Below are 4,522 nucleotides of genomic sequence, written 5' to 3'. Positions count from 1 at the left end.
CCCGCATCCTCCATGGTGACAAGGGCTATGATAGCGATGCCATCCGCCGACAGGTCGAGGGCATTGGCGCCATGCCGAACATCCCGCCCCGCTCGAACAGGCGCTGGAAGAACTGCTTTTCGCCAGCACTCTACCGCGACCGAAACGCCATAGAGCGCATGTTCTGCCGCCTCAAGGATTTCAGGCGCATCGCCACACGATATGACCGGCTCGCGACCAACTTCCTGGCCGCCGTCTCCATCGCCGCAGCCGTAAGCTACTGGTTATGAGTCTGGGCCCTAATGGACCGAGGGCAGTCCATTCAGCTTAACCTCGTGTCCACCAAACCGGCAGCAGGCCAGACATCATCCTGATTGAGCTCCTGCAGAAACTGGTTGAGCACGGACACCGCTTCGCCATCGGCACACTGTGACGCTTCTTCGACCGCCACGGCGCCACCGGCTTCCAGCGCCCAACCCGCTGGTGGACACGCTCGGGGCGATGCTGAACATAGATCCGGCCGATATTACTGAGGTGTGGCGGGTTTGCGTGGGGTTTTACTGAGGAGAGGGTGTGTTCGACCAGATGTCAGGCTCATCAGAATTAGTTTTCTGCAAAAGTAATGCTTACTTTTCATTGTTTTTTACTGACCCCCAAACACGAAGGCGCATACCTAAGATGAAGCCATCAGGCTGGGGGGGGGAGCATAAATTCATTTCTAACGCGATGTTTCGCATACTTTGCAACAAGTGAATCTAGGCGCGCAATCTGGGTCGAGCTAATTACCAACTCCTCAGCACATGCAACGACAAGTTCATTAATTAATTCGACTTCCAGCACTTTGTTTATCGCCGCAAATTTTACGTGCCCTTGCGGCGGCCTCGCAAAATCGGGGGCGCCAAAATCGGCAAAAGGATCCATCTCCACATACAGGCAAAGCCGAGGTGAAAGCGGCAGGAAGCGCGGCAGTGTCGTTTTTCCGCCTCCAAAGGGCCCTGGATCTTGGAAGACGAACGGGTTATCGCTGGTGATAAAGCCGATCGGGGTGGCGTTAGCGATCACCGTCCAGTGGCTATTGAACAGCCGCCAGGCAAAGCCGGAAAGGCGAATTGCGTTCTGCGCGCGCGCCCAATCTGGGTCGACCTCGGTGCTAAGCCCGCCGGAATCTATGAGTGCCAATGCTTGGGTGATATTGGGGTCAGCGCGACCGTGACGCGCGCAAAGAACTTGATGCGCGCGCGCGGTCTCTATGACGCAATGACGGTAGCTCTCCGCGGTCAGTCGCGTACTTGTGGGCGTCGCCGCCAACAGGTTCGCCATAAAACCAGAAACGACCAATTTCACGTCACGCGACACTGTTCGCGCCTTCAGTGCTTTTAATGCAAGATGCCAATATGGCTCGAATATCTTCCGAAATTCTCCGATTCTTCTGGGATTTTCTATGAATTTACTAACTATGCCTCCATCGAGTTCGCTGCAGATGCCTTTTGGAAAATAGCCTCGATTCGGCAGTCCCGACTTGCGAGATACCCGAAGTTGGGCGCCATTCTTCTGAAAGTGCCTCAGGTAGGTTTGGGCTGTAAGATGGTCATAGGCCATTGCTTGTGCCGTAGAATTAGAATGGGCGAACAGTTTGTGAAGGAGAAGATTGATCCGCCCCCCCCCCACACACAAGAAAACGCAAGAACCTGACAAGCTGCAAGTTGGCGGTTACCCCTTCACTCGGCGACACCTGTCGCCCCTGTGCTCCCGCACCTTCCCTCGCACAGTCCTATCCCTGAAGACGCCCCTCAACCGCGCTTCAAGACGATTTTCATGTCTGCCCCCCCCGTTTGTCGGTCTCGGCGTCTTCTCTGACCTGTCGGACACCGTCGCCTCCGTCGATACCCGCGACAGCACTGTGATCGGCGTCACGCTGCCGGTGCCTGGGGCCGGACAACGCCCTGTTGCTCCTGGACGAGCCGGTGGCCCTGTCCATCGACGATGTGGACCAGGTGGCGGCCCTCGAACCCGGCCTGGCACGCGATGCGGTGGACCAGATCCTCTCCGAGGGCATCGTCACCGACATCTCCTTCGTGCGCGTGGCGGAAGGTGCCGATACGGAGGCCTCCATGGGCAATATCGTCGGTTCCGCCGGGGCTAAGACCGGCGTGTGGGCGCAGTTGGGGGCCAAGGACCATATCGGCCTCGAGCCGGGCCTGCTGATCGCTCCCGGCCATACCAGCACGCGGCCGGGCAATGCCGCAAACCCTATCATCACCGCCATGGGTGCGGTGTGTGCGCGCATCATCGACTGCATGGCTGTGCTCGATACCCCCGGCACCAGCCGCGAGGCTGCCGCCCTCTATGCCGAGGACTTCAAGACCTCGCTCAACATCATCGTCATGTATCCTGGCGCGAAGGTCTATCTGAGCGGGACACAGGTGGTGCGCCCGCTCTTGTCGCACGTGGCAGCCGCCATCGTCCGCCGCGACAAGCAAGTGGGCAATCCGTTCAAGGCGGCCTGGAACCGGCCGCTCATCGGCATCCTCGGCGCCGCCCAGCGCGTGACCTATCGCGACGGCGACACCTCCTCCGACGCCAATTATCTGGTGCAGGCCGGCGGCGGCACGGTGATCGAGAACAAGACCCTGTGGGCGCCGTTCGGTGCAGCTGTTGGGCGACTTCTTCGAGAGCCTGCCGGAAGACGGCGCCTATGACCGGATGGAGGTCTACGGCCTCATGTGNGGCCTGCCGGCGGCGGTGCTGCGGGCCTTGCCGGATGCGGACGNCGCCGCCGTCACCGGAGCCTGCTTCGATTTTTTGCCCCCGTCCCTCGGCGGGGCGAGCGGCTGATCCCGGATCTTGCGGACTGGCGCGGCTTCACCGGCCGCGTTGCCGCCGGCCTCTCCACGCCGCTGCCCGCCGTGCTCGCCATGGACTGGAGCGTCACGCCGTTCAATCGCGCCGTGGACGCCATGGTCGCGGGCCTCCAGGATCTGGAGACCCGCGCCGGCTGGTGGGAGCGCTGGAGCGCCGAAGAAGAGGCCCGGCTCCAGGCGAAGGGCGAGAGCGTTTTCCGTTTGATTGAAACCGTAGGATTCCCGCGCGGTTCGGATTGTGATTCAAGATGCAGGCTGGGCGGAGGCCAGCATGCATGGTCCGACCTCTCTCGAATGATCTGCGCGAGCGCGTTGTTGCAGCGGTTCTGGCCGGCGAGACGAGCCGGGCGGTAGCGGCCCGGTTTGGGGGCGCTGCATCTTCGGTGGTGAAGTGGTCGCAGCGCCACCGTGCGACGGGCTCGGTGAGGTCGGGCCAGATGGGCGGCCACCGCAAGCGTGTGCTGGAGCCGCACCGGGCCTTCGTCACCGAGCGGATCGCACAGGCCCCGCACCTGACCTTGCACGGGCTGAAGGCAGAACTGGCCGCGCACGGTATCGTAGTGTCGCATCATGCGATCTGGCTGTTCCTGCGGCGCGAGGGACTGCGCTTCAAAAAAACGATGTTCGCCCTGGAGCAGGCGAGAGCTGACATCTCGCACCGCCGCGAGCGTTGGAACACCTGGCAGAAACGGCTCGACCCCACGCGGCTGGTCTTCATCGACGAGACCTGGATCAAGACCAACATGGCCCCACTCTATGGCTGGGGCCGGAAAGGCCGGCACCTCAAGGGCTTCGCGCCCCAGGGCCATTGGCGCAAGTTGACCTTCCTCGGCGCCCTGCGCACCGATGCCCTCACCGCGCCCTGTGTCTTCGACGGCCCGATCAACGGCCAATGCTTCCGCGCTTATGTGGAGCAGGTTCTCGTCCCGACGCTGAAGCCGGGAGACATCGTCATCACGAACAATCTGGGCAGCCACAAATCCGAGGCCGTGCGGCACCTCATCAAGGCCGCGGGCGCGAGGCTCAGATTCCTGCCGCCCTACTCTCCGGACCTCAATCCCATCGAGCAGGCCTTCGCCAAGATCAAGCACTGGATGCGAAGCACCCAGAAGCGAACCGCGGAGGACACATGGCGCCATGTTGGCAACCTCGTATTGGGCATCCAGCCGGAAGAGTGTGCAAGCTACATACATCGCGAATGCAGGGTACGTTTCAATCAAAAAATGAAACGCTCGAGCTGAAGCCCGACGATTGGTTCCAGGGCGCCACCAAGCGCATCACCAAGGCGCTCACCGGCGACGAGCGACCCATGGTGGACCAGTTCAGCGACTGGTTCTGGGGCAGGTCGGGCGAAAAGGACACTGATCTGAAGGCGGCCCGCGAGCGCGGGCAGACCGCGGCCAAGGCCGAGGCGGACGGCGCCAAGGCGGATCGCGTCGCNGCCCTGATCGCTTCGCGCGAGCGGATGATGGCGCAGCTCGGCTCCGGCAACGTGATGGGCGCCGACAAGCTGAAGACGGGCATCGCGCCGTGGACGAGGAACTGAAGNAGGCGCTTCAATCCGCCGACCTCGGCCCCATCGCCCGCGCCGAGATGGAGAAATACGTCCAGTCCCTGACCGCCGAGGGCGAGCGGGCGACCGACGCCGCCCGGCGCATCGCCGCCGAGCTGACCCGCATCCT

General features: G+C 62.2%; 3 protein-coding genes and 1 pseudogene. 3 read left to right on the top strand and 1 reads right to left on the bottom strand.

Annotated elements, in window-relative coordinates:
* The coding region (locus tag YU1_RS0125395) for an IS5/IS1182 family transposase (protein ID WP_029006443.1) at window positions 1-269 on the top strand (269 nt) is incomplete at its 5' end.
* A gap of 397 nt (window positions 270-666) precedes the next feature.
* Here YU1_RS0125395 and YU1_RS33150 read toward each other — a convergent pair.
* The gene (locus YU1_RS33150) at window positions 667-1,578 is read right to left on the bottom strand and encodes a DUF4238 domain-containing protein (protein WP_084540136.1); all 912 of its coding nucleotides are present in this window, start codon (window positions 1,576-1,578) and stop codon (window positions 667-669) included.
* A 347-nt stretch (window positions 1,579-1,925) separates the two neighbouring features.
* On the opposite strand from YU1_RS33150, the gene YU1_RS31270 reads away from it, so the two are divergent.
* Window positions 1,926-2,678 carry a phage tail sheath protein gene (locus YU1_RS31270; RefSeq protein ID WP_051357359.1) on the top strand — a complete coding sequence of 251 codons (753 nt, stop codon included), beginning with the start codon at window positions 1,926-1,928 and terminating at the stop codon, window positions 2,676-2,678.
* Window positions 2,679-3,115: 437 nt separating this feature from the next.
* Window positions 3,116-4,067: pseudogene (locus tag YU1_RS33145) on the top strand (IS630 family transposase).
* The last annotated feature ends 455 nt before the right edge of the window (window positions 4,068-4,522 follow it).

Source organism: Azorhizobium doebereinerae UFLA1-100 (assembly GCF_000473085.1).
In the GTDB taxonomy this organism is placed as follows: Bacteria; Pseudomonadota; Alphaproteobacteria; order Rhizobiales; family Xanthobacteraceae; genus Azorhizobium; species Azorhizobium doebereinerae.
The sequence above is the reverse complement of the archived record's forward strand: the minus strand, read 5'-3'. Positions and strand labels throughout refer to the sequence as shown.